Below are 25,548 nucleotides of genomic sequence, written 5' to 3'. Positions count from 1 at the left end.
CCTCTCCTTTTGCCCATGTTTAGCCTCTGACGCCTAGTGCCTTCAACAACAATAAGCGAACCGCCGGAAACGGCTCCGCCTTGTCATCTTGTATAACAAAATAGAGCGACTGCATAAACAGTCTGATATTCAAGCTCATTTGACTTACTTCTTGCAAGGTTCCACCTTCATTAGTAGTTCCACTTCTCTTCGATTGAAGCTGTTCAATCCATTCCGCAAGCTCTGCCTTCTTTAGTAGATTGCGCCTCAGGATTGTCACAGCCGCTTGGGCCATACGCTGATCTTCATCATAGATATAGGCTACGCCGGGCTCCATCACTTTTATAGAAAGTGCATGCAAAAGTTCCTGCAAATCCGCACTTTCGAGATACGGTGACTGGGCCAAATCTTCAACTGCATCAGCGGCATGAGCCGGTGCGTGGGCCCATCCCTTATCCTCTACGTAGCCCCGAACGTCCTTTTCACCTTTCAGATACGTGGTCAAACGCTCCAGAACCCTTGCCATATCCTCCTGCTGCAAGAAAGAACGCTGACGGTCGACGCTCAAAATGGGCGGCAGGAGTAACACCGAAAATGTACGAGTAAACACACTGTCCGTTCCCTGCTCACCAATCCTGTAGAACAAATGCTTATCATCCAATGCTATATCTAGCAAATTCTTAAGCTGTTCGTCCGAAAAAACGTTCTGACCAATCCATGTCGCCAGCGTAACGTAAATAAGCTCATCTCGCAGCACTGGGTCTGGATTACCAATATGCTGCATCATATGCATTGACAATTCATAGGGTTGCTCTACCTGATCTGCGGCAAAATCCACTGAACGAAGCTGCTGTAGATGCTGCTTTAATGTAATTGCGTCCATGTACAATATTCCTTTCTCTCACTCCAGATGCATGCTGCAATTGTACAATTCACACTGCCATGCCTGGTCCTGATAGTTCACCCGTGTAATGGAGGTATTCCCCAGCTTTACGCTGATATCCAGTTTCGGTACCAGTGCCCGCAGTGTATTACGAAGCACAGCCCCGTGACTCACTACGATGACTCGTCCATTCGGATGTTGCCGGAGGATATCTTCTAACGCCGCTTTCCCTCGGGAAGCACCTGCATTCGGGTGCTCTTTTCCTAGATCGAGTGAACTCCAATCTGCTCCCCATTTCGCAATACGTTCCTCTTCTGTTGTACCTTCCACCTGACCTCCGCCCATTTCGCGCAATCTCGGGTCGAGATGAATCTCCTGAATATCAAGCCGATCTGCGATAACACGAGCCGTTTCACTTGCCCGCTCCAAGTCACTGGCATAGATGGCATCCCAGGATTCCTCAGCGAGCCTTGCCGCCAGCAAAGTCGCCTGTTCTCTCCCCTCCTGATCGAGCGGATTGTCCGTCTGTCCCTGCGAACGCTTTTCTTTATTCCAAGCCGTACTGCCATGACGTATCAACGCAATCTGTGTCATCGTTTGTAGTCCCTCTTTTCTCTAAAGCTCATTCGAGCTCGTCCTCTGTAAAATGCTTTCTGGCCTTCGGTTTCAAAAACTTGCCTTCGTTATAGGTATTTGACCCGTTTCTGGGGATAGACAGACTATCCCACGACGTTTCTTTTAACATTTTGGCCGTGTGAACAATTTGCCCTACATGATACGGATAATGCGCCAACTGCCGCATAATCGCCTCCATTATGGTATGGCCCTCATTGCGAATATATATGATCTGAGACATGTGATCCGGAGTAAACGAACGCAGTGCTCCCAGCAGACAGTCCCAGCCCTCTTCCCATTTCACAAGCAGTTCTTCCCGAGTATGGAAATCACCCACAAATTCGGCATCACGCTCACGCCATGGCTTCTCACCATCCGTTGTCAGCACATCCGTCCAGCGGGATCGCATATTGCCCCATAGATGTTTCACAATGACCGCAATGCTGTTGGTGTCCTCGTTCCACGTTTGAAACAACTGCTCCGTCTCCAATTGCTCCATTGCGCGTTCCCCAAGCTGCTTGTAGTAAAGGAACTGTTTCTCCGCTGTTTCCAAAAAAGCCTGATTCATGTCCATCCGTCTTACCCCCATTTCAAAAAGTTATGCCGGGAAAGAAAACGTGCCGTCTGCATTCGGTTCAAATTTCAATACCTTACTGACTGCATCCAGATTCAACTCTCCATAGATGTGTGGAAACAGCTCATTCAATTCATACAAATCTTCATAGACCAGCTCTGCCTTCAACGTTCTCTCTTCAATCCCGAGCAGCAACAGGTCGGTACTTCCCGCATAATACTGTCCAGCTACCCATGGAATCTGCTCTGCGGTGGAACAATGAATAAAGCCGTCGGTTTCTAAACTCTCTGGGGCATACGTATCTCCTTTGGATACTTCCTCCCATACGGAGCGGGAAATAATACTGTAAATCATAGATCTTCCTCCTTGGTTGCTGAAAGACAGCACATATTAATCAACTATTATAGATCATCCCGGATGCGGGCGTACATTTTCTGGTCGGTAAATACACCTTTAATTTTCAACTGCTTGCGTAGCACCCCTTCTTGCACCATACCCAGCTTTTCCATTACACGCGCAGAGCCGATGTTGCCGGCATTACATCTTCCCTCCAGCCGGTTACTCTCCAGTTGCTCGAAGCAGTAATCAACGATAGGTTGCATGGCTTCCGCGGCAAGTCCCTTGCCCCAATAGGCACTGCTAATGGCATACCCAAGCTCCCCACTCTGCATGGATTCATCCAGATCGAAAATCTCGCCTCTCCCAATGAGCTTTCCCGTTTCTTTCAGCACAAAAGCCCAGATATATACGTTTGTTGCTCATAGTTTCGTAGCACGCGCTCCAGATAACCGATGGAATCATCCTTGCTTTCGTGGCACTGCCACAGGCTTTGCTCACTAACTTTCGGGTCAGATGCAAATGCATAATATTCATCGAGGTCGTCCATCGTAAGACGTCTGAGGTACAACCGTTCAGTTTCAAATTCTGGTGATTCTGCAAAAAGTTTATCGATATTCATTCAGCGTACCTCCTGTCTATGAATTGACTCTATAGGCGCATCATCTTACTCAGAATAAAACGGTCTATAAGATAAACACATAAAATGCCGATTAGGTATCGGATCAAATCCATGAAAAGAAATCCACGACCCAATATCAGAGCTCCCAACAACGTCGAACGCAGATTGTTCAGCCAAGGTGTTTGAATCAGCTGTGAAAATTCAATCATCCAACTGAACGTTACACTTCCCCATAAAGCTCTTGCACGGTTCGAGTGGATGCATACCATACGTACGCCAAAATAGATCATGCCTGCCCATAGTGCATCTCCAAAATGCTCTTGAACCCAGTCAGGCAATACGGCTCCATATGTTCTGGAAGCTAGTCCTGCCGTCATAATGATGATCGCGGCGATGAAGTAGACCCATCTGTTTTGAATAGACATCCCATTCCAATGTTTCACAGCCGTCCATCCAGAACCTTTAGGATAAATTCGGTTTTGGCAGCAGTATACGATTCTCTGTCGTCTTTATTCTCATCTGCAAGCTTTATTTTCAGTTCAGCATACGCCTTCACCAGATCCGGGCGTGATCTCAGCACATCACGAAAACGAATCTGCCGCTCCCAACGTTCCTCACCTGGACGCATGAGATGCAGATGCACAGCTCGTTTCCCATCTTTAACTCTGACCCAGAATCGTCTATATTCCCGGCCATCCAGTTCGGGTGGAACATAATTCCAGCCAACAGGGTTCAACTGCGCGGCAATGCGCTCCATGACATCCCAGGACTGCACCTCCCCCATCAGATCAATAATTGGCTTGGCAGATAAACCAGGTATGGAGGTGCTCCCAATATGCTCAAATGTATGTATGTCCAGATGCTTCAAAAATTCTCTCAACTGCGCAATTTCTTCCTCCGCATGCGTACTCCAGGCGGAGTTAGCTTCTACAACCTCTATAGGTTCCGTGGCCCATGCAGGCCAATTCTCCGGGTTCATCTGATCGGCCATTACCATAATCACTCCTTGAAGTTAGATTCTATGTTCAAAAAAGGAGACGCACAAGTACGCCTCCCTCATAGTATACATGGATTCAATTCGATCTGATCAACACTTATGTGGAAAAAAGGAACATTATTTTACCGTCACAGGTATCGTCACTTTTTTATTGCCCCACTTCGCGGTGATGCTTGTTTTACCTTTAGCTAGCGCAACAATTCTGCCATTCGATACCGTAGCGACATTCGGCTTGGAGCTGCTCCACACCGCACTTCCTGTCACCATCAACGTTTTCCCTGTATCATACTGAGCCATTACCCCTAGAGCCGAGCTGGACTGAGGAGACAAAACCAAACTTTTCTGACCCATGATCAGCTTCTGGAGCGTAGGTACCACGTTGACTGCTACAGTAACGGTCTGACCCTGGTACGAACCCGTCAAGGTAGCTTGTCCTTCGTTCATCCCTTTGACCGTACCGTTTTTCACCGTAGCCACGCCGGGATTGGATGACGTCCACACAACAGATTTGGATAGGTTGACTGTTTTGCCACTGGAGTACGTCCCCATCACTTTAAGTGGGCTAGATTTTTTGATCGTTAACTGGATTGTTGCAGGCTTAACCTCGATCTTGCTAATGGTGTCTATCACCGTTATCGGTACTTTAACGAGGGTCGACCCGTACTTCCCTTGCAGTATCACTTTACCGGGAGTAATGCCTTTGATCTTTCCGTTCTCAATCACAGCCAGGTTACTGGACACCGTCCATACAATGTCGGATGTGACTTCCTCTTCCTTGCCATTCGCACGCGTAATGCTGACTTTCGGGAGCGTGCCTTCGTTTCCTTTTACAAACGTATACGCATTAGGTGAAGCCTTGATGCTTTTGATTTTGTCCTGCACCTGAACAACCACCTGTGCTTTAACCCCGCTCACTTGTGCAACAATCGTGGCTTCGCCTGCAGCGATCGCTTTGACTTTACCTTTTGTGATCGTCACCACAGCAGTATTGCTAGTGGACCAGGTTACTCCGCCGGTAACATCCTGTTTATGATCCGCGCCTTCCACCGTCGCGAGCACCTGATAGGATGCAGTCTCTCCCACATTCATCTTCTGCGAATTACTACCTGAAATCTCAATTGAAATTACATCACCTGACGCCGCCCAAACAGATGAAGGTACCAAAAGTGTGAGTGCGATAATTAGAGCAAGCATACCTCGTAACGACCATTTCATTCTACTTTTGTCCATGTCAAGTCTCATTCTCCCATCATCCTATGTTTTCCTACCCTTCACTAACCAATATTTTACTTTCCACTATACTCTATATCGGAGATTCGAAGGTTAAAGTTAAATGACAAGTGCTAGGATAAGTAGAACCATTTCCACTTCACCATCCACGAAGGTACGCTCAGAAGATGAGATGGTCTTACTGATGAGAACAGCCCGCAATCGTTTTGAAAAGGCATTGCAATCCGGAAAAATTGAAATTAACGAGCTTGAATGGAAGCTGCGTTAAGAATACAGGTGAATCATGGAGCGTATAAAAACACCAGAAATTCAGAAAAAAATTCAATGGGCTAAAGAAAAGCTTTGATCCGAGATGATTTAGCACGAGCCCTATTTGATGAACTAGGTTTCGTCCGAGAAGGAAGGCATTACTATGTATCTGAGATGGATATACCAATTGAACTCCCTTCGGATACACTTGAGGGTTCGAAAGAAAAAATAATCAAATTAAACACACCAGAAGGTTATTGTTATGTGATTGGAATAGATGATCTGATTCTAGATCGATTAAGAGCATCCGAGTTCTGGTCCGATGCCCGTAGCCTGGAATGGGCTCGTTACCTCATGTATAGCCAATTCGATAACATTGACCTGACATATATAAGGAACACGGTAAACATAGAAAATGTCAATTTGGCATCCCGGTTTGAAGAAGAATATCAATGGGTTATTGACCATATGTTTGAATAAAGAGGAGCCCGATAAGGGCCCCTCTCTATTTGCTTATTCTCTATTACATTCAATTAAAATCACTGTATTTCTTCTATTCACCCTTCTCATGCTCTGGCAAAATCAAGCGTTCGGCCCCGCCCATATATGGACGCAAAGCCACCGGAATATAAATGCTGCCATCTGCCTGCTGATGGTTCTCCAGCAACGGAATCAAAATGCGCGGCGAAGCTACGGCTGTATTGTTGAGCGTATGGCAGTAGACCAACTTGCCCTCCTCATCACGGCAACGAATGTTCGAACGCCGAGCCTGAAAATCATGCAAGTTCGACGACGAATGGGTTTCCCCATATGCTTCGCGGCTTGGCATCCATGTTTCGATGTCATACTGTTTATACGTTTTCTGCGACATATCACCCGTACATACTGCCACTACACGATAGGGCAATTCAAGCTGTTGCAGCAATTCCTCTGCATGTCCCGTAATTTCCTGTAACATCCGTTCCGATTCCGCTGCATCCGGCGCACACAGGATGACCTGCTCTACTTTGGCAAACTGATGTACACGGTACAAGCCCCGCACATCCCGTCCTCCCGAGCCGACTTCACTACGGAAACACGTGGATACTGCTGCCAGCTTCATGGGCTCTTTCACATCAATCACTTCATCCGCATAATACGAAACCAGCGGTACTTCCGATGTGCCGACCAGCCATTTGTTCTCTCCTTGCAACTCATATACCTGATCCCGGCCTGTCGGGAAAAATCCGGTGTTCACCAACGTATCCTCCCTGACCATGAGCGGAACTTCCAGCGGGGTGAATCCCTGCTTCAGCAACAGATCCAGTGCAAGCTGCTGTACCGCCCGGTGTAACAACAAACCTGCCCCCTTCAATACATAGCTTCGCGTTCCACCGATCTTGACGCCGCGCGGAATGTCGATCAGTTCGTGCATCTCTCCTAGCTCGACATGATCTCTGGCCTGATAGTCAAACACAGGTAGCTCTCCCACTCGCCGTAGCTCTACATTATCTTCATCCGACAAGCCCACAGGTGTATCTGGCGACACGATATTAGGTACCAGCCATTGCAACCTGTTTACTTCCTCCTGTACTACCCTCAGCTTTGCTTCCTCTTGCTCCAGCTGTTCATTCAATTGTTTGACCTGTGCCCGCATTTTCTCTGCTTGCTCACGCTCACCCGATTTCATTAACTTCCCGATCTCAGCCGACAACGTATTGCGCAGACGACGTGCTTCTTCCGTTTGTTGCAAAAGCACTTTGCGCTCATCATCCCGTTGTATTAACGCAGCGATATCAATCTTGATCTTTTTCCCGTCTGCAGCTACCTGAACCTCTTCTGCATGTGCCCGAACCCACTTCATGTCTAACATGGTCACCGTCTCCTTTGGCTAAAAAAATACAAAGAGCGCCCTCATCCCTTGGGACGAGGAGCGCTCTGCTCGCGGTGCCACCCAACTTGCCGAATCGGTTCAAACCTCCTGATTCAGCCTCTTGGTCCGCGATAACGGGCGGTTCCGGTTAACTTGGGAAAATTTCATTTCGCTCCCTGGCGAAAACGCCTCCGAGTTGGATTCTCTTCAATGGCATGATCCGATCTGTAATTGTGTTACTCAGTATATACGAAGACATAATAACATTGCAACTCATAGATGCCCGTTTACGTATCTTTCCAAAGCTGGATCAAGTACAATTGAACTAACTTCCAAAACACCAAGGGGTGAATTTATGTTTTTCTTCATCGTCTTTCTGTTGCTTAGTTTATTCGGACTCGTCTTTGGAATCAGAGCCCTGCTCATACCGAATTCTTGGCCATTCAACCGGAATAAAGACGAGCTAACACTTTCCGACATCATCCGTATTAAATTCAGAGGTATTCTCCTTCTTGCAATCAGCATTGTTATGGCTTTAGCTTCCATTAAACAATTAGTCGAGTAACCGTTTTTCAATATATATGAGTTGCCCTATATAACAGTTCAGACTATGGTAAAGCAAGCTGTCGAAGGGAGAAGGTATTGCATGAATATGGGTCCGAACCATCTGAATTCATCCGAGGGCGAAGCCGCCAAACAAAGGGCAGATGAACTTGCCCGCCAAGCTCAGCGCGGTACCTGGTTGAGTGGAATTTTCACCACAATCATTATCGCTGCTGTGATCATTGGAATTTTATTTTGGATCGCTTACATTAGAACTTCTTAAAAATAGGATTGCCCAGGAAATACTTTTTTTCTAGATGGATAACGATACGATGAATTAAACCGTCATAACAGCCGCCGGTCCCTTGAACAACTTGCCAAATACATAACGCACTAGCGGCCCCAATACAATCAACTGATATGGCAATGCCAGACCGAAGTTACGTACAATCGTATGAAGATACGTGCTGATCACGGATTCTCCCTCTAACTGACCGGCAGCAACGGCTGTAATGATGCCATATAAAGACATGAGCAAAACCATGCCGATCACCATGAATAAGGACATCGTAACTACACCTTTGATTTTACTCGATCTCGCAAATGAGAAGGAAAATGCAATTTTTCTCGCTATTGGCCCCACGATGAACGACTCCACCAAAAAGGCAATGACAAAACAGAGCACGAATTGAAGCAGCATCTGCATCTCGGACATCCGACCTAACATCCCCGTATGCCATAGATTGAAGGTCATCATCACTACGACCATTCCTGTACACATCATAAGTCCAAAAATAACTTGTTCTTTCTTGCTTACTGGCAATATACTCATCCTTTCTGTAACTTGGATCATTATAGACAATCGGGCTACCCTCACATAAGTGAACATTTTGTGAACGATTTACCGACTAGACACACTCCCGTCACTGGCCTATAATTACACCTAGTAATGCCCGTAACTTCATAGTTTCCCAGGGGAGTCGGAATTGGCCGGCTGAGAGTGTATCCCATCAAGATACTAACCCTTAGACCTGATCTGGATCATGCCAGCGTAGGAATCGGAGTATATTGCAACGGCACAGCTATAAGCTGAACGCCACTCTCTCACGCCTGCACGCGTCCCGGATTACGGGGCGCTTTTTTTGTTTTCTTTTGACATGCAGAAACAGAAAAATGACGTTATTCGGATAACCCGCGAGTATAAATTCGTCGATTTATGCAAAGGGATTGGATATGAAGCCAAGGAGTACCCCCGTGCCATCCGGCCGGACATACGAAGGAGAGAATCACAATGAATTGGCGTAAAACGATGGGAATGTTACTCATGTGTGTGCTATTGGTTACCGTAGCTGCATGTGGTGGCAAAGAAGCCGCTCCAGCAGAGCAGCAAAGTGCGACTGGTTCGGACCAAACCAATGAGGGGAGCAGTACTGCACTGAAAGATATAAAAGTCGTGCTCGACTGGACTCCAAATACGAATCATACCGGTCTGTATGCAGCGGTGGACCAAGGTTTTTATAAAGCAGCAGGTTTAAATGTGGAGATTGTACAGCCAGGAGCCGGTGGTGCGGATACGATGGTTGCCTCGGGTGAGGTACCGTTTGGCGTCAGTTATCAGGAAAGTGTAACTCAGGCGCGCACGCAGGACGTTCCACTTGTGTCGATTGCCGCAGTTATTCAGCATAATACATCTGGTTTTGCCGCTCCAGTGGATCGTAAGATCAAATCACCCAAAGATTTTGAAGGTAAAACCTACGGTGGCTGGGGTTCCCCGGTAGAAGAAGCGGTAATGCAGTCCATTATGGAGGGCGAAGGTGCTGATGTATCGAAAGTCAAAAACATTAACATGGGCGATGCCGACTTCTTCACAGCTGTGAAACGCGACATCGACTTTGCGTGGATTTTCTATGCCTGGACGGGAATTGAGGCTGAATTACGCGGAGAACCGATTGACATGTTATATGTAAAAGATTATGCCAAAGCGCTGGATTACTACACCCCTGTACTCGTGACCAATGAACAGACGATTCAGAAAGACCCTGAACTGGTGAAAGCTTTCCTAAAGGCCACTTCTGAAGGTTATCAGTATGCCATTGATCACCCTGAAGAAGCAGCGAACATTTTGATCAAAGCTGTTCCCGATCTGGACAAAGATTTAGTACTTGCAAGCCAAAAGTGGCTCAGCCCGAAATACAAAGATGACGCACCTCGCTGGGGTGAACAAAAGGAAGAGGTATGGAAGAACTACACCGACTGGATGTTCAGCAAGAAACTGCTGGATAAAGAGATTGATGTAACGAAAGCATACACCAACGAATTTTTACCGCAGTAATAAGTGATTACTCAACATGTAAAAATGAATTTTGATTTTTTCACATTTAAATGAAAAGGAAGAAAAAACTTAAAGAAGCGAGCCCTTATAAGGTTTTCTAAGGAAAGCCACCTCATAAGCACGCTTTCTGCTGAATTTTCTTCCCACAATCCAAGTGATAAGTTAATTTTTTTGTACACAAAAAACGGAGAGGGCAGAACCCCTCTAAAGAAGCAAAGCGGTCGCGTTTATCACCGGATTTTCCCTTTGGAAAAGGGAATCAAAAAAATCTGGGGATAACAGCGATCTAAGAGGGGACTGCATTCGGAGTGGTACAGTGTACAACGACCATATCTACTTATCCATCCACACCCGAAAGGAGCATTAATCTCTCATGGCAAGTACATTACTCAGTATTCAGGTTATTCCCAAAACACCGAACGGCGAGAACTCCTATCCATACGTAGACCGTGCCATCGAAGTGATTCAGCAATCCGGCCTGAAATATCAGGTCAACGCGCTCGATACGACCATGGAGGGCGAACTGGATGAACTACTGGAGGTTGTGCGCAAAATGCACGAAGTGCTTGTGGAAGCTGGTAGTCCAAGCATCATCTCCCAGATCAAAATCGCACATAGCCCGGACGGATTCAGCATGGATACACTGACGGAGAAATATCGCTAATGTCTACCTATTTTAAAAGTGTATGGCCGCCCCTCGTGGCGGTTATTCTCTTTATCACGGTATGGCAAGGGGCCGTCTCTCTATTCCAGATTGAGAAATGGATGTTGCCTGCGCCGTCCGATATCGCTCGCGAAGCAGCTTCTCAGGCTGACCGTTTGGGTATGCACGCCGCTGCAACGATTCAGCTAACCCTTATCGGATTTGTCGCCGGGACAGCAGTCGGTCTGTTCATTGCCATGGTGCTACATCTGATCCCTTTTCTGAAGTCAGCTTTGTATCCACTACTTATTCTTAGTCAAAATATCCCGACCATCGCACTTGCACCGCTCCTGCTGATCTGGTTCGGCTTTGGCTTGCTACCCAAATTGATTACCATCATTCTGGTCTGCTTCTTCCCGGTAGCAGTCGCTGCCATGGATGGACTCACGCGCACGGATGCGGCGATGATGAACTATATGCGCATGGCAGGTGCGAATCGCCGTCATATTTTTTGGAAACTGGAGCTTCCTCATGCCCTTCCATCGATATTTTCCGGTGTCAAAATCGCCGCTACCTATAGCGTGATGGGTGCCATCATTGCGGAATGGATTGGTGCCGACAAAGGCATCGGCTATTATATGATGTTGCAGAAATCGGCTTACCGCACGGATCGCCTTTTTGTTGCCATCATGATTATCGTGGCACTCAGCCTGCTTCTTTTCCTGCTCATTGCGCTGTTAGAGAAGCTGCTCGTTCGCTGGCGCCCACAGAAGCGCTAGTTTTGCATATCAGAGGTTAACGTATTATGTACTTAGGAAGTGATTCCCTATGAAAAGATACCCGAAGGATAAAACGAATGGTCCGGGTTCCATTTCGGTTCCTCCCGCGCTAGACATTGTTAACTTGCATGTGTCCTTCAAGGAACGGCGGCGGAAACTGTCTGTGTTGAATGGCTTGTCCCTGACGGTGGAAAAAGGGGAGTTTGTTGCCATCGTCGGCCCTTCCGGCTGCGGCAAAAGCACCCTGTTCCACATCATCGGCGGCTTGCTCAAGCCGCAGGATGGCCAAGTGCTCATGAATGGCAAGCAAGTTACGGGACAACGCGGACATATCAGCTACATGCCCCAGCAACCCGCCCTTTTCCCGTGGCGAACCATTGAAGACAATGTGTTGCTGGCAGGCGAGATCGCTTCTGCTACAGCGTTCACTGCCCCCGTTGCTCCGCGTGCTGAAGCGCTCGCAGAGGCAAGACAGTGGCTGGGCAGCGTTGGCCTTGCAGGCTTCGAGCGGGCATATCCTCATCAACTGTCAGGCGGAATGCAACAGCGTGTTGCTTTCCTTCGTGCACTGCTCAGCCCGCAGGAACTGATGTTGCTTGATGAGCCATTTAGCGCGCTCGATGCTCTGACGCGGAGCGACATGCAACGCTGGTTGCTGGATATCTGGGAACAGAATCGTCGCTCGGTGCTATTCATCACCCATAATATCGAGGAAGCACTGCTACTGGCGGATCGGGTCTATGTCTTATCCAATCGACCGGCTGCTGTGCTACACGAGGTTCATGTTCCTTTTGATCGTCCAAGACGAGATGAAATAACAGAAGAGCCTGCCTTTCTCGAACGCAAACGGCAGATTGCCCAGTGGATGAAAGAAGAACAGCAAAAAGCCCGCCTATCTTGATAGCGCGGGCTTTTAGTTATAATTTTTCCTGATATGGGTGATCCAAAACGATGAACTCGGCGTTATATATATGAATACCTACGATTTAAGGAGGCAATCCCCCATGCATTCTCAAACGTTTGCACCGTTAATCGATGCCCACATTCATTTTGATAAATACACACCGGAGGAACAGGAGAAGATGTTGCTAAGCTTACCCTCGCATCAAGTCGAAGCGGTCATTGCAGTTTCCATGAATCTGGCTTCTGCCCAGGCCAATCTGGAACTTGCTAAACAGCATGCGCGTTACATCTACCCGGCGTTTGGCTATCATCCCGAACAGCAACTCCCCTCCCTCAACGATCAGGAAAAGTTTTTTCTCTGGATTGAAGAACACATTGGACATGCTATTGCCATCGGTGAGGTAGGTTTGCCTTATTACAGCCGTGAAGAGGCAGGACGTGCAGGCCTTAGCTTCGACCAAAGCGGATATATTGATCTGCTGGAGCAGTTCATTATACTCGCCAAAAAATACCATAAACCCATCATCCTGCATGCCGTGTATGAGGATGCCGATATAGCCTGCGAACTGCTGGAGAAACATCAGTTTACACGGGCCCACTTCCACTGGTTCAAAGGATCCAAGCAGACCATTCGGCGTATGGCAAACAACGGGTATTACATCTCCTTCACACCCGATATTCTATACGAGACGGAGATCCGTGAGCTTGCAAGGCAATATCCGGCAGAGCAAGTGATGGCTGAGACCGATGGGCCTTGGCCCTTTGAAGGTCCGTTTCAACACCAGATGACACACCCGGCTATGACACGTCAGGTGATTCAGGCCTGGAGTGAGATTACAGGTATGGGAATCGAGCGAGCGGCACGTCTTTTTTACCGAAACACCAAGCGTTTTTATCGCCTGCCAGAGTAAGATAAGAGGAAACATGATATTTTATAGATCTTCGTATTCAATTATTAAACCTCATTGCAAGTATAACCCACTGTGTAGGTCATCACCTTCCATAGTGGGTTTATTTTTTACATTAGCTTCGTTTGAAAATAGGATCAAAATCGTGCAAGAAATCAGCATTTTTTATACCATATATGCTTTAATCCGCACTGTTAAACCAAGAAAAAGGAGAAATTCATACTATTTTTTAAAATATATTCAAATATTTTTCGTTTATTTTCTACAATTTTCGCCAAGTATTGTGAAATTATCTACAAAAAAATTGAATATATAGGTATTTCTTCTCTTTTTCTACATTATTCATTGATTAATTCTGGATTTCATCCTATATTCTATTTTGCAAATAAATACAATAGATTCAATAGGAGGAAGAACCTATGGCTTTTTATCGCAGTAAATTGTTTTACTCTTGTTTAGTGGTTTTGTTTATACTATCTCCAATCATCTCTGTCTCACCAGTAAGCGCCGCTACTGTTCAAGAGATTGATTTAAGATCAGAAGGGTATCCAGGCAATTATAAAGAAAACACAAGAAGTAGTGATAAATTTGTTACTTTATCTCCAACAGTTACAAGTTATAGGCTCCATTTTAATAGAATTGCTTTAGCTAATGGAGATCGAGTATCCGTGTCTTCTTCTTACAGTAAAACAACTCAAGAGGCTGGTACCATTTACTACTCTGCTGGGGGAGGATACACCTCTGATGTTTGGACACCTTGGATAACGGGACCAGCTTACGTAAACCTCATTGTAAACAATGATGGGCAAACAAGCACCGGTTATCTGATTGACAAAATTGAGTTCAATGGGTCATCATCACCACTCATTAATTCAAGTGCTTTTTTCCCTAACTCGTTCACTTCTGTGAGTAATATATCCGTTTACCAGTCACCTTCGGTCTCTACGTATGGATATTCTACCTATGTCTCAACAGCATTAAATCAGCTGAAAAATATATCAAATGCAAACATTGGTTTCACTAACTCATCATCTACAGCAGCACAAGTCAGGATTTCTGCAAACAATAGCCGTGATATAGATTACTTTGCAATAGTCCAGCCATACGATTCAAGCGGGAAGCCTATAAATGAATTGGCTTCAAATACTTGGAGTTACGCAACTATGGTTCTTAATCATGGCGTTATGACAGCTTGGGGATTTAATACAAATAACAAACAAGGCACAGTTACACACGAAGTAGGGCACCTCGTTTCTCTGAAACACCAAGAGAATTATGATGTAAACTCTATAATGCAAAAAGGGAAGAAAAATAATACATCATTCACTCCAATCGATATTGCCAACATTCAATACAGATGGTAAGGAGGAATTAAATATGAACATTAATAAAAATATAAAAATCACATTTCTTTTCACGTTGATTGCTTTTACAGTTGGGGCTTATACACTTTATACTTCAGTGAATAGTGAGGCAGCTACAACTGTTCAAAATGAGAAAAAAGTTTATTCAGCTCATGCTGACTATCCCGTTGTCAATAACGTGAATGAGCTCGAAGAACATGCAGATCTTATTGTTTCTGGAAAGTACACTGGTAACCGAAACGAATACTTCCAAACTGACGATCAAGGTGAAGTCGTTGTTAAGGCGAGCAAATCAGAGTTTCAAATCGAGCATGTTTACAAGGGAAAGCAACCAGAGAGTTTCATCACCGTAGTGGAGCCTGCTTATGAAGATGAAGAGGCAATTTACACGATTGAAGGGTATAACTTAATGAACAATCTCGATAACTATGTTCTTTTCCTGGCTACCACTGATACAGGAACTTATCGGATCGTAGGAATGTATCAAGGTCAGTATCAGATCGATTCCAACCCCAGTATTCAAAACCTTGCAAGAAACAGTATTGAAACAGTCCATTTTGAAGATGAACAAATAGACCATTACTCTTCATTAAAAGAACAAGTGTTTGAATTTTTAACAGAGGAGAATAATCAGCCTACTAGTGTTAAATAATTTTCATCTATAACATATGGTAAACAGAAACTCACCGTTTAACATATGGAAGGTGATTCTCAAGTACTTGCCATTGAAAATAAAAAAGCAGTGAACACTGGTAATCGTGGTGTTCGCTGCTTTTTTATTTTTTTCCATTTGTCTGAGTTGGCCAGACTTCGCACTTGTATAGGGTAGATGGTATGAAGTATGTCTATTACGCAGATTTCTAGGATGTAAACACTATTCAGTTGGTGTCATCTCAAATTGACCAATAACTGTTTTACCATCTTTGTCATACAGGGGGATTCGTTGATTACTTTTTTCTTTTTCCATCTGATGTTTCACTGCCTCCTCAGGTGTTGCAGGATCAGAACCAATGAGATCGGATGAGAGTACATAGCCGTTTTTGCCGTCAATACCTATTGCGGAGATTAAATCAGGTGCCACTGATGGATCTACAAATTTCCCGTAGGTTTGTCCGGACTGATTAACTTGATATACACCCTGATTTTTTTGAGCAACATTAGAATCTTTAGACTCAGACTTCTCTCCAAAAACAGATACCGATAGAAGAACAATCAACGTAGCTGCAGACAGGAAAATTACAAAAGACCTTTTAAAATTCAATCAGCCTTCCTCCTTCCCTTCTTTGTGGTTCCACTAAATACTCAGAATGATTACCGCTTCAAGAACCCTCTGCGTTCAAGGAATGCTCTCACCTGCAAACGTGCTGGCTCGGTAAGACGTTTTGCCATGAGTTCAGACCACGGGGTTGCGCGCTCACCATGGGTACGTTCTTTCAAGTATTCCGTCGTGGTCACATCATATTCTTGAACACCTTCCAGGGTCTGAGCAGGCTGGTAGTGATTATGATGTAATACTGCCTTCAGCGGAAGGCGTGGACGGATGCCCGTTTCCTGATCTGCAACTCCGACACACATCCCGTATACTGGATAAACGCCATCCGGTAATTGGAGCAATGTAGCTACTTCTTCAATACGAGTGCGGATTCCGCCGATATATACAATGCCAAAACCGAGCGATTCGGCTGCAAGAGCAGCATTCTGAGAAGCAAGGGCAGCATCAATCGTAGCTACCATAAAGTTTTCGGTGGAGTCCGCATAAGACTCCTTCTCCGGAAGATGACGCGCTGCTGCCTCCTTCAATCGATATAGGTCAGCACACCATACGAGAAAGACCGGACATTCAATGACATAAGCCTGACCCCCGGCAAGCTCAGCCAGTTTGGCTTTCTGCTCTTGATCTGTCACAGCGATCACCGAGTAAGCCTGTACATTGCTTGAAGAGGATGCCATCTGTCCCGCCGCAACAATAGCTGCGAGCTGCTCCTCGCTAACGGGATCTGGCTTGAATTTACGTACAGAGCGGTGTCTCATCATCAGTTCAATCGTTTCATTCATGGCTGTTCACTCCTAATCCTCGAAGTACGAACTCTACCGTCTCTTCGGCAAGTTCCTCTGTATTCATATCCTGATAATCAAAACCAAAACGCGAGTGTTTGGCCCGCTTATGCGCAAGTGCTACGCCCATAACCTGAAGCATGGCATAGGATGAAGATTCAATCTTGAACAGTCCCTCATCCTTACCTTGCTGCAGATACTCTCTCACTTTATTCCAGACCGGGTCCAGATATTGAAACACCGTTGCAGTCCGATGCGTACGCAGGGTAATCTCCAACTGTACAATGTCACTCATCTCGCGATCCGTCATCGTAAACCTCACGACTTCACCAACAATTCGGCGGATACCTTCAACAGGGGACATCGATTCTGCAGCTAACTTACTCAGAATATGTTCAGGGAAAAAGTGCTCAAATAGTGCATCGAACACCTTCTCTTTACCGCCAAAATGATAAGACACCAGGGATACATTCGCCCCCGCCTCATCACAGATTTGACGAACACTCGTCCCGTCATACCCTTGTAATGCAAAAAGTTTCTTCGCTGCAAGCAATATCCTTGTTTTGATATCCAATTCCGGTTCCGTCATTTGTTTCTCTCCTCTTATCCGTTCATGTCAGTCGCTACAGTATTTAACCGGGCTGCAGCCCTCACTTCATCCATCTATTATATTACACCAAGCACCCCGATGAAAATCACCGGGGTGCTTGGTGCAAACGATACAGCTTCACAACGCCTGCGTATATTAGCTGTTTGCTGGAGCCGGACTTGGCATGCCGGCGGGTTTGCGTCCTTTTTTGAGTAGCGTCACAACAAGCGACAGCGCAACAGCAATCAGCAACACAACAACGATGGAACCTGCGGCAGATTGTACGCCGGGGCCACCCAGTTGCACGCTTAGAATCCCCTGAACCGCATAGGTTGCAGGCAAGTAGTGACCGATTCCGCTGTAGAAGCTGTTCAACAATTCACGCGGCACCATCGCACCGGATGACACCAGTTGCAGGGATAACGAGATGATGTTAAACACACTTCCTGCTGGTCCAAAGCAAATCAGGAAGAACTGGGAGAAGAACATGAACGTACACAGGAAGAGTGCCTGGAACAACCAGAAGGCCACAAATCCTTGTGCAATCTGTCCTCCCAATGCCACGATCAGAGAAGATCCAAGCAAGGAAACAACCAGTGCAGAACCTACATTAATGACGACCCGGGCACCGAACAATATCACGCGAGAATACATTGAAGACAACATGCCCATAGCTACTTGAAGATTCATACCCATAATCATGGCGCCTACATAAGAGGCAAGCACCATCATCATCGGTACCATCTGATTGTTCATGCCGTTCACCGGGTTAATCGATGTCGTCTTGCCTTCCACCCGGTTGGTCAGGTTCGTAGCGGCCTGAGCAGCTTGATCGGCAGAAGCACCCGAAGCGGTAAGTACAGTTTGCACACCTTGCGCGGAAGCTTGTTTGTTAATGGTGTTGGTCACGCTCTGTGACACACCTTGCATCATACTTTTAATCGTTACCGGATTGGCTTCATTAATCGTATATTTGATCTCGGCCGTGGCGCCAGCCGTTTGAAGGGATTCATTAAATCCTGCCGGAATGTCCAGCACCATGTGCACTTGATGATGGTTCAATTGATCGAGTGCTTCAGCAGCACTCAGATTGGCCACGGTGTGGAAAGGCAATGTCTCTGCCAACCGATCCGCAACAGCGTTGGATAGTTCACCATCTTCATTCACAATGGCTACCGTTAATTCATTCGTCCGATCGTTCACACCGGAATATGCAGTCATCCAGATCACGCTAAAGATAACCTGAAACATCAGTGCAGTAACAATGCCTATAATTACTGGCGGTTTTTTTAATAGGGTACGTAGAGCTTGCAGCATATAATTATGTTCCTCCATTTTTAAAATAGTTCTAATTTGATTTAAACATTCGTTTGAATCAAACAATCGTTTAAATTTTAAAGGCATATGTCTATCTTGTCAATATACTTTCGTAACATTCAGAAAAGTTGTCCGTATTTTCATGAATGAAGCTGGGTTTATTTTCATGAATGTCAATCTTGGTTGGCTTATGACTGCTTTTGCGTAAAAAAATACGCGGTTCGCCGTGGAGCGAGCCGCGCATTTAAAGGATCAGTCATTGATCTATTACATAGCTCTTCTTACCCGTATGTTAATCTCTTATCTTATGACTTCGTTCGAGCAAGCTTCATCCGTTGCAAACGCAGGGCGTTCAGCACAACCGACACCGAGCTGAATGCCATTGCAGCCCCTGCCAGCCACGGAGCCAGAAATCCCGCGGCCGCAATCGGTATGCCAATCACATTGTAACCAAGAGCCCAGAACAGGTTCTGCTTGATATTGCCCATCGTGCGGCGGCTCATCTCGATTGCATCTGCAATGCTGTTCAAGTCACCACGCATCAATGTAATATCCGCCGCTTCCATCGCTACGTCGGTTCCGGTTCCAATCGCCATGCCGATATCGGCTGTAGCCAGTGCCGGGGCATCGTTGATGCCATCTCCAACCATGGCTACCTTTCGGCCACTCTCTTGCAATTTTTTCACTTCCGATGCCTTGCCTTCCGGGAGAACTTCTGCCAAAACATTCTGGATGCCCGCTTGCTCTGCTACCGCACGAGCTGTTCGTTCATTGTCCCCCGTAATCATAATGACATCGATTCCCATAGATCTAAGCCGTCCAATGGCCTCCCGAGAAGTATCCTTGATCGTATCCGCCACCGCAATGATGCCCGCCCACCGGCCTTGAGAAGCAACCAGCATAGCCGTACGGCCCTGTTCCTCCAAAGCGCTCATCTGCTGTATGCCTTCCTCCGGTACCTCTACGTTCGCATCTGCCAGCAAGCGGCGTGTTCCCGCGAGAATCTCTTCAGCAGATACCGTTGCACGGACACCATAACCAGGGATGTTCTCAAACGATGCAGCTGATTCCAAAAGCAGACCCTTCTCCCGAATGCCTTTCACAATCGCCTCGGCTAACGGATGCTCGGAGCTCTGCTCTGCCGCTCCAACACGTTTAAGCAACTCTGATTCTGTCCAGCCGGGTGCAGCAATAACATCGGTTAATACAGGCTTGCCTTGGGTGACGGTTCCTGTTTTGTCGAGCACAACCGTCTGAATCTGCTGAGCAGACTCCAGATGTTCACCGCCTTTAAACAGAATGCCATATTCCGCCGCACGACCTGAACCAGCCATAACAGAGGTCGGTGTCGCCAGCCCGAGCGCACATGGACAGGCGATAACGAGCACAGCTATCGCTTTTTCCAATGATCCGGCGAAGTCTCCCGGACTTGCAAACAGATACCAGATCAAAAAGGTTAGTATTGCAATCCCCACTACAATCGGTACAAAAATACCCGAGATTACATCGGCAATCCGCTGAATAGGTGCTTTTGATCCCTGTGCCTGTTCGACCACTTTAATAATTTGCGATAGAGCCGTATCTGAGCCAACTCGGGTCGCCTGAATGCGGAGAACGCCGTTTTTGTTCAGCGTTGCACCCGTGACGGGGTCGCCAGGCTTTTTATCTACAGGTAGACTTTCTCCACTCAGCATGGACTCATCGACAGAGGATTGACCCTCTTCTACGATACCGTCCACCGGAATGCTGTCCCCAGGCTTCACCAGAACCAGATCTCCGACGGCGACATAAGAAGCCGGAATCAGAACTTCCTGTCCGTCACGGATAACACGCGCTTCACGTGGAGCGAGTTCGATCAAGCTTTTGATCGCCTGTGAAGAGCGCCCTTTCGCCACAGCCTCGAACCATTTTCCAAGTAAAATCAACGTAATCAGAATTGCACTTGTCTCATAGTACAGCTCCACCATCGGCATCGCGGCAGCTCCTGCAGCAGTTCCTACATCCGTTGCCATTGCTCCATGGTCCATACTCCGACCCATACTGGCATCAGGTAAGTACCCGCTCGTGAGCGTCAGGTACAGGCTATAAAAAAAGGCGGCGCTTGTTCCGAGTGCCACAAGTACGTCCATGTTAGCACTACCATTGCGAAGAGCCTTATATGCACCTACATAGAACTGCCATCCAATCACGAATTGGACGGGTGTCGCCAGTAACAGCTGGAACCATGGGTTCAAAAACAGCTCAGGTACATAAATGCCCGACGTAAAGGAGAAATGGGCAACCATTGCCCACAATAGCGGAATGGACAAAAGTGCGGAGATCATCCATTTCCATTTCTTACGCTGTAGCTCCCGTTCCCGAACAGAGGTCGATTCCTCCTGCGTTAATTGCAATGCGGCGCCATAGCCTAGCTGTTTGATTTTGGCTGTAATATCGGACGGTTTGAGAGTACCCGCTGCATATTCAATATGCCCTGTCTCCAGCGCCAGGTTAACGTTAGCTTGGGTGACACCCGGCAACCGCGACAGCCCTTTCTCAATACGTGCAGAACAGGCTGCGCAGGTCATTCCCGTAATATCCAGATCGACGGATTCCGTCACCGTACCGTAGCCAAGTGCCGCAACTTTGTCCCGTAATGCGTCCACACTGGTCGTTTTGGGATCATACGAGATGGTTGCCTGTTCAATGGCAAGGTTCACATTAGCCTGATGTACACCTTCCATGCGGGATAACCCCTTCTCCACACGTGTAGAACATGCGGCACAGGTCATACCCGTAATATGCAGGGTTGTCTTCAGACCAAGGTTCTCCGTTGGTGCAGGCGTTGGTGCGGGTTCTATATTTTCAGATGCGCTCGTTGTCATCATGTCAGCTCCTTTCAAACAAGTTACATACCCTATAGGGGTATATTTAAGGCAGAAAACCAGGCTTAAACCGTCCCTTGTGCAATCAATTCCAACTGAAGAACAAGAGGTCTAAGCCCTTACTGCCATCTTTCGTTAATGAACTTCTCTCGAATCAATTAAACAACGTCGTATCCTTGATCTTCAATTGCAGCTTTGATCTGATCTACGGTAACAGCCTGCTCATTATATTCTACAGCTACCGTTCCGGCTGCCAGATCCACCTGAGCACTTGCTCCCGCACTTTTCACCGCTTCTTCAACGGACTTTACACAGTGATTGCAAGACATTCCTTTGACATTCAACGTAACATTAGACATGTTCCATTCCTCCTTGATTGAGTATGTTCGTATTGACTATATAAATTGAACTAAAGATTATTTACATGGGCACTCCGATGACAGAGCAACCTGGAGAGTTGCTGTTATCCCCAGATTCTTTCTGATCCCTTTTTTAGGGGGAAAATCCGGTGATAATGGCGGAGCGTATGTTTCCGATGCTAGCTTTCTTTCAGAATGCTTTTAGCTCCGCTTTTTCAGGTTAATTCTGTCCCCTCCGTTTCTGTGTAAATGATTAGTTCAAAATATATAGTTTATCATCTGCACATTACTTCATCAGTTTTCTAACGGTAACCAGTAATTCATCCACGACTTCGTGTTCACCCGCCTGAATACGTTCCACAATACAGCTCTTCATATGCCCTTCCAGCAAAAGCTTGCCTACCGAATTGAGCGCTGACTGCGCTGCAGCGATCTGGGTTAACACATCATCACAGTATGTGTCCTTATCAATCAGCCCTTTGATGCCGCGAATCTGGCCCTCCACCCGGTTCAACCTGGAGATGAGATTGCCCTTCATCTCCTGCGAATGGTGGCTTTTGCGGACAGGTTTGCCGTCCTTATCTAAATTCCCAGCATGGCATGAATCCGCTTGTTGCTCGGACTGCTGTTCCGCAGTGTGTACAGACTCTTCGGGATGGCTTTGATGTTCCATCATAACACCCCTTTTCTTTCGTTCTTCATCCAGATTAACATACCCCCATGGGGTATTCAAGGGTTTTCTATATAAGTTGAACTAAAGATTTTACACGGCCGACTCCGATGACAGAATAACCTTCCAATCGCTGTTATCCCCAGATTTTTGGGATTCCCTTTTCCAAAGGGAAAAATCCGGTGATAAAGGCGAAGCCTATGCTTCCGATGTAGCTTTCTTTCAGAAAGCTTCCAGCTCCGCTTTTCCAGGTTTTTTCTGCCCTCTCCGTTATTGTGTAAAAGAATAGTTCGACTTATATATCCTTTTATATTGAACGTTTTGTGTATGTAGTTTTATGCTCAGACTTACTCCACTACTCGACTTACACTTACAATGGAAACTCCATTCTGCTGCTACGCACCCTTAGCCCCATCTGTTCATAAAAAGCCTGTGCATGCGAGTTGAATGTAGAAACCGTTAATTCCATGTGGTCTGCCTGAAGCTCTCTCCCCAGATCCAGCATGGCCTGCATTAGCCGTTTGCCTGTTCCGTGTCCTTGGTGACTTGCGTCCACCACGAGTTCGTGGATGTATAGCATCCTGCGATCCACAAAAAGCGAATGATCCTGAATGATGCTCAGTTGTGCACTGCTGAAGCCGACAATCTTTCCGTTCTCAATATGATCGGCTACATAGAGGTAACGGTCATCTATGGCAAGCCAATCGGCATATTCCTTTTCCCCAAGCCTTGGGTGCAAAGATTTGTAAATATCCGGTCTTGCCTGTACGTGTAACTCGTGTAATTGATCCAGTAACGCCGATATATCAGGATAATCATCACGCTGTGCAATTCGGATCCGGATGTTGCTCTTCATATTGGTTCCCTCCACCTTTCCTTATTATGTATTTATAATATTATACAAGGACGAAAAAGCAGATACCCTAAGGTACCTGCTCTGTCGATTAATACTATTTTTTGGAGGACGTATTGATTTCTTCATTATAAGCAACCGGTGACGGTTTAGCTGCCCAATCATCCGCCTGTGGCTCAATGTCCACGCCATTCAAGATCTTCTTTTTCTCCATCAAGGAGTCGCCGTCTTCGTCCAGTTTATTGCGGAGTTTGGCTTCATCCTGAGGTTGATTGTTCTGTGTCATCGTGTAAGTCCTCCTTTTGCAATCTCATGTTGGATTCTGTTCCTGTATATAATTACCCAATGATTTCAAAATCATTCTGAGCTACGACAGCTGCACCAAAGTTCTTATAAGCTACACTCCGGTGATAGAATAATTCTTCTATGTAAAAAAAGACGCCCCCGGCCATATTCATGACCGTAGAAGGACGTCTTACGAATATGTCCACTCTTGGTGGACATTTACACCATGTCTAAGCTAGTTTCGTTACCTGATCTTGGCGAGCAAGTGTAGCAAGTGCCCGTAGCGCCGCATTGATCTCGTGCTCCACAGCCTTAGCGACCGCATCGGTATGCGGATCATACTCAGCCGCAAGATCACTGTCTGCGAAGCCGTCAATCGCTACGATGGCTCCAGCCCGCGCACCGCGCAGCGTGCTGACGATGTAGAGTGCAGCAATCTCCATCTCGGCGGCAAGCGCTCCAGCCTGTTTGTATTTACGATGAGGAATCTCCTCTACCCCTGTAAAGAATGCATCCAGTGTTACCGTGATCCCCACGCCAACTTTGGCAGCTCCTGCACTTGTGAACGATGCTGATCCTTCGTCTGCTCCAGTCACAGCACTCACCGCCTCGTCTGTACCACTGCCTGTCTCACGTGCAGCTGCGACCAATGCGCTGGTCACATCAATATCGGCCACAGCCGGAAAACCGTCTGGTACGAGCTGACGTGTAAGTCCATCGGAACGTACAGCCGCTGTGCTGACAATAACGCTTCCTGCCGGATAATCGGCTGTATATGAGCCTGCCGTACCTACGCGAATCAGGGTTTTCACCCCTGCACGAATCAGTTCCTCGAAGCAAACAGCTGCGCCCGGTGAACCTACGCCATGACTGACCACTGCCATCTGAACCCCTTCATACTCTCCCACAAATGTACGATATTCACGGCTGAAAGCCAGCTCTCTGACATTCTCCAACTTTCGGGAAATTTTCTCCGCACGAGCCGGATCACCGCACACGATGGCATAGGCTGGCATATCCTCCGAATGAATTTGCAATATTGGCATCAACATGTTTAATCAAACTCCTTCTTCGTCCACTCATCCTCAGGAATCGGCAAATCCTCACCCGAGAAACGCTGTTCCTTGAACGGATCGGCAAAATGGTGGAAGCCATTGCTTTCCCAGAAGCCGTTACGATCCTCTTTCATGAACTCCAGCCCACGCACCCACTTTGCACTTTTCCAGAAATACAGCTGTGGCACAACCAGTCGCAGTGGGAAACCATGCTTCGGTGTGAGTGGCTCGCCGTTATATTTGAAAGCAAGCAATACATCATCATGCATCAGCTCTTCGAGTGGCACATTGGTCTCGTAATCGTGGTCCGCATGAATCATGACGTACTTCGCTTCTGGTTTAACCCCGAGTAGCTTCATGAATTCCGAGAAGCGGATACCCTCCCACGGTGTATCAAACTTCGACCAGCGGGTAACGCAGTGAATGTCACTAACCATGTTCACCTGCGGCATCGCCTGAAGCTCAGCCAGAGAGAACACCTTCTCTTCTTCGACTTCACCAAAAACCTTCAAGTCCCAAGCGGAAAGGTCATACTCCGGCACTTCCCCTTCATGCAAAATCGGGAATTTTTCCGTTAGCACCTGACCGGGCGGCAACCGATCTCCGTAATCAGCGCCAGCTTTCGGTGGTGGTGTTTTGGTTTTTTTCAAACGCTCAGCTTTGTTATGCACGTCCTGATTCCTCCTTTGCTA

The 25,548-nt window shown here is 46.7% G+C and carries 31 protein-coding genes and 1 riboswitch; of the genes, 9 read left to right on the top strand and 22 right to left on the bottom strand.

Features of this window, described 5'->3' with window-relative positions:
• Positions 1–19: 19 nt before the first annotated feature.
• The 9 genes from Q9R46_RS20710 to Q9R46_RS20670 form a co-directional block, all read right to left on the bottom strand.
• Positions 20–862, bottom strand: coding sequence for a DUF2785 domain-containing protein (locus Q9R46_RS20710; protein ID WP_311281595.1), 843 nt, complete (start codon positions 860–862; stop codon positions 20–22).
• A gap of 18 nt (positions 863–880) precedes the next feature.
• On the bottom strand, positions 881–1,456 hold the full coding sequence (locus Q9R46_RS20705) for a histidine phosphatase family protein (RefSeq protein ID WP_311281594.1): 576 nt from the start codon (positions 1,454–1,456) through the stop codon (positions 881–883).
• 28 nt (positions 1,457–1,484) lie between these two features.
• Entirely contained in the window at positions 1,485–2,051 is a 567-nt protein-coding gene (locus Q9R46_RS20700; protein WP_311281593.1) for a DUF1572 family protein, read from the bottom strand.
• 24 nt (positions 2,052–2,075) lie between these two features.
• Positions 2,076–2,405 carry a DUF952 domain-containing protein gene (locus tag Q9R46_RS20695; RefSeq protein WP_311281592.1) on the bottom strand — a complete coding sequence of 110 codons (330 nt, stop codon included), beginning with the start codon at positions 2,403–2,405 and terminating at the stop codon, positions 2,076–2,078.
• Between the two features lie 47 nt (positions 2,406–2,452).
• Entirely contained in the window at positions 2,453–2,782 is a 330-nt protein-coding gene (locus tag Q9R46_RS20690) for a GNAT family N-acetyltransferase (RefSeq protein ID WP_311281591.1), read from the bottom strand.
• A complete protein-coding gene (locus Q9R46_RS20685; RefSeq protein WP_311281590.1) occupies positions 2,776–3,009 on the bottom strand; it encodes a GNAT family N-acetyltransferase in 234 nt (77 codons plus the stop codon). The genes Q9R46_RS20690 and Q9R46_RS20685 overlap by 7 nt, the downstream gene beginning before the upstream one ends.
• A gap of 29 nt (positions 3,010–3,038) precedes the next feature.
• Positions 3,039–3,452 carry a ribosomal maturation YjgA family protein gene (locus Q9R46_RS20680; RefSeq protein WP_311281589.1) on the bottom strand — a complete coding sequence of 138 codons (414 nt, stop codon included), beginning with the start codon at positions 3,450–3,452 and terminating at the stop codon, positions 3,039–3,041.
• Complete coding sequence (locus tag Q9R46_RS20675; RefSeq protein ID WP_311281588.1) at positions 3,449–4,000, bottom strand: GrpB family protein; 552 nt, start codon at positions 3,998–4,000, stop codon at positions 3,449–3,451. Before Q9R46_RS20675 ends, Q9R46_RS20680 begins: the two co-directional genes overlap by 4 nt.
• Positions 4,001–4,123: 123 nt before the next feature.
• A complete protein-coding gene (locus tag Q9R46_RS20670; RefSeq protein ID WP_311281587.1) occupies positions 4,124–5,236 on the bottom strand; it encodes an Ig-like domain-containing protein in 1,113 nt (370 codons plus the stop codon).
• 513 nt (positions 5,237–5,749) lie between these two features.
• Here Q9R46_RS20670 and Q9R46_RS20665 point away from each other — a divergent pair.
• Positions 5,750–5,965: a hypothetical protein gene (locus tag Q9R46_RS20665; protein WP_311281586.1), complete on the top strand. Its 216-nt coding sequence runs from the start codon at positions 5,750–5,752 to the stop codon at positions 5,963–5,965.
• Between the two features lie 73 nt (positions 5,966–6,038).
• Here the strand turns inward: Q9R46_RS20665 and serS are convergent, their stop codons facing one another.
• Positions 6,039–7,337 (bottom strand): serine--tRNA ligase, encoded by a 1,299-nt coding sequence (gene serS, locus Q9R46_RS20660; RefSeq protein ID WP_311281585.1) that lies wholly within the window; start codon positions 7,335–7,337, stop codon positions 6,039–6,041.
• 646 nt (positions 7,338–7,983) lie between these two features.
• Between serS and Q9R46_RS20655 the strand changes: the two genes are divergently transcribed.
• Positions 7,984–8,163: a hypothetical protein gene (locus tag Q9R46_RS20655; RefSeq protein ID WP_311281584.1), complete on the top strand. Its 180-nt coding sequence runs from the start codon at positions 7,984–7,986 to the stop codon at positions 8,161–8,163.
• A 54-nt stretch (positions 8,164–8,217) separates the two neighbouring features.
• On the opposite strand, the gene Q9R46_RS20650 is transcribed toward Q9R46_RS20655, so the two are convergent.
• Positions 8,218–8,712, bottom strand: coding sequence for a DUF2798 domain-containing protein (locus tag Q9R46_RS20650; RefSeq protein ID WP_311281689.1), 495 nt, complete (start codon positions 8,710–8,712; stop codon positions 8,218–8,220).
• 131 nt (positions 8,713–8,843) lie between these two features.
• A riboswitch (TPP riboswitch) is annotated at positions 8,844–8,956 on the top strand.
• A gap of 215 nt (positions 8,957–9,171) precedes the next feature.
• Between Q9R46_RS20650 and Q9R46_RS20645 the strand changes: the two genes are divergently transcribed.
• The 7 genes from Q9R46_RS20645 (at position 9,172) to Q9R46_RS20615 (ending at position 15,461) form a co-directional block, all read left to right on the top strand.
• Positions 9,172–10,212: an ABC transporter substrate-binding protein gene (locus tag Q9R46_RS20645; RefSeq protein ID WP_311281583.1), complete on the top strand. Its 1,041-nt coding sequence runs from the start codon at positions 9,172–9,174 to the stop codon at positions 10,210–10,212.
• A 373-nt stretch (positions 10,213–10,585) separates the two neighbouring features.
• The gene (locus Q9R46_RS20640) at positions 10,586–10,876 is read left to right on the top strand and encodes an MTH1187 family thiamine-binding protein (RefSeq protein ID WP_090918785.1); all 291 of its coding nucleotides are present in this window, start codon (positions 10,586–10,588) and stop codon (positions 10,874–10,876) included.
• On the top strand, positions 10,876–11,634 hold the full coding sequence (locus tag Q9R46_RS20635) for an ABC transporter permease (protein ID WP_311281582.1): 759 nt from the start codon (positions 10,876–10,878) through the stop codon (positions 11,632–11,634). Before Q9R46_RS20640 ends, Q9R46_RS20635 begins: the two co-directional genes overlap by 1 nt.
• Before the next feature lie 49 nt (positions 11,635–11,683).
• On the top strand, positions 11,684–12,535 hold the full coding sequence (locus tag Q9R46_RS20630; RefSeq protein WP_311281581.1) for an ABC transporter ATP-binding protein: 852 nt from the start codon (positions 11,684–11,686) through the stop codon (positions 12,533–12,535).
• A gap of 103 nt (positions 12,536–12,638) precedes the next feature.
• A complete protein-coding gene (locus Q9R46_RS20625) occupies positions 12,639–13,448 on the top strand; it encodes a TatD family hydrolase (RefSeq protein WP_311281580.1) in 810 nt (269 codons plus the stop codon).
• 416 nt (positions 13,449–13,864) lie between these two features.
• Positions 13,865–14,809: a zinc metalloprotease gene (locus Q9R46_RS20620; RefSeq protein ID WP_311281579.1), complete on the top strand. Its 945-nt coding sequence runs from the start codon at positions 13,865–13,867 to the stop codon at positions 14,807–14,809.
• A 13-nt stretch (positions 14,810–14,822) separates the two neighbouring features.
• Positions 14,823–15,461 (top strand): hypothetical protein, encoded by a 639-nt coding sequence (locus tag Q9R46_RS20615; RefSeq protein ID WP_311281578.1) that lies wholly within the window; start codon positions 14,823–14,825, stop codon positions 15,459–15,461.
• A 222-nt stretch (positions 15,462–15,683) separates the two neighbouring features.
• Here the strand turns inward: Q9R46_RS20615 and Q9R46_RS20610 are convergent, their stop codons facing one another.
• From Q9R46_RS20610 to Q9R46_RS20560, 11 genes are all read right to left on the bottom strand, one after another.
• Positions 15,684–16,070: a hypothetical protein gene (locus tag Q9R46_RS20610; RefSeq protein ID WP_311281577.1), complete on the bottom strand. Its 387-nt coding sequence runs from the start codon at positions 16,068–16,070 to the stop codon at positions 15,684–15,686.
• Between the two features lie 50 nt (positions 16,071–16,120).
• Positions 16,121–16,864 carry an oxygen-insensitive NADPH nitroreductase gene (gene nfsA, locus Q9R46_RS20605; RefSeq protein ID WP_311281576.1) on the bottom strand — a complete coding sequence of 248 codons (744 nt, stop codon included), beginning with the start codon at positions 16,862–16,864 and terminating at the stop codon, positions 16,121–16,123.
• A complete protein-coding gene (locus Q9R46_RS20600) occupies positions 16,857–17,453 on the bottom strand; it encodes a TetR family transcriptional regulator (RefSeq protein WP_145334097.1) in 597 nt (198 codons plus the stop codon). Before Q9R46_RS20600 ends, nfsA begins: the two co-directional genes overlap by 8 nt.
• A 156-nt stretch (positions 17,454–17,609) precedes the next feature.
• On the bottom strand, positions 17,610–18,770 hold the full coding sequence (locus tag Q9R46_RS20595; protein WP_311281575.1) for a YhgE/Pip domain-containing protein: 1,161 nt from the start codon (positions 18,768–18,770) through the stop codon (positions 17,610–17,612).
• A 305-nt stretch (positions 18,771–19,075) separates the two neighbouring features.
• Positions 19,076–21,634, bottom strand: coding sequence for a heavy metal translocating P-type ATPase (locus Q9R46_RS20590; RefSeq protein WP_397386399.1), 2,559 nt, complete (start codon positions 21,632–21,634; stop codon positions 19,076–19,078).
• Positions 21,635–21,792: 158 nt separating this feature from the next.
• The gene (locus Q9R46_RS20585; protein WP_311281573.1) at positions 21,793–21,993 is read right to left on the bottom strand and encodes a copper ion binding protein; all 201 of its coding nucleotides are present in this window, start codon (positions 21,991–21,993) and stop codon (positions 21,793–21,795) included.
• Between the two features lie 286 nt (positions 21,994–22,279).
• Entirely contained in the window at positions 22,280–22,666 is a 387-nt protein-coding gene (locus Q9R46_RS20580; RefSeq protein WP_145334102.1) for a metal-sensitive transcriptional regulator, read from the bottom strand.
• Between the two features lie 367 nt (positions 22,667–23,033).
• Positions 23,034–23,519: a GNAT family N-acetyltransferase gene (locus tag Q9R46_RS20575; RefSeq protein ID WP_311281572.1), complete on the bottom strand. Its 486-nt coding sequence runs from the start codon at positions 23,517–23,519 to the stop codon at positions 23,034–23,036.
• Between the two features lie 94 nt (positions 23,520–23,613).
• Complete coding sequence (locus tag Q9R46_RS20570) at positions 23,614–23,802, bottom strand: hypothetical protein (protein ID WP_311281571.1); 189 nt, start codon at positions 23,800–23,802, stop codon at positions 23,614–23,616.
• Between the two features lie 229 nt (positions 23,803–24,031).
• The gene (locus Q9R46_RS20565; protein ID WP_311281570.1) at positions 24,032–24,853 is read right to left on the bottom strand and encodes a nucleoside phosphorylase; all 822 of its coding nucleotides are present in this window, start codon (positions 24,851–24,853) and stop codon (positions 24,032–24,034) included.
• 2 nt (positions 24,854–24,855) lie between these two features.
• The gene (locus tag Q9R46_RS20560) at positions 24,856–25,527 is read right to left on the bottom strand and encodes a sulfite oxidase-like oxidoreductase (protein WP_311281569.1); all 672 of its coding nucleotides are present in this window, start codon (positions 25,525–25,527) and stop codon (positions 24,856–24,858) included.
• Positions 25,528–25,548 lie beyond the last annotated feature (21 nt).

This window comes from Paenibacillus sp. RRE4, assembly GCF_031844205.1.
GTDB classification, from domain to species: Bacteria; Bacillota; Bacilli; order Paenibacillales; family Paenibacillaceae; genus Paenibacillus; species Paenibacillus xylanexedens_B.
This window is presented reverse-complemented; position numbering and strand designations above follow the sequence as displayed.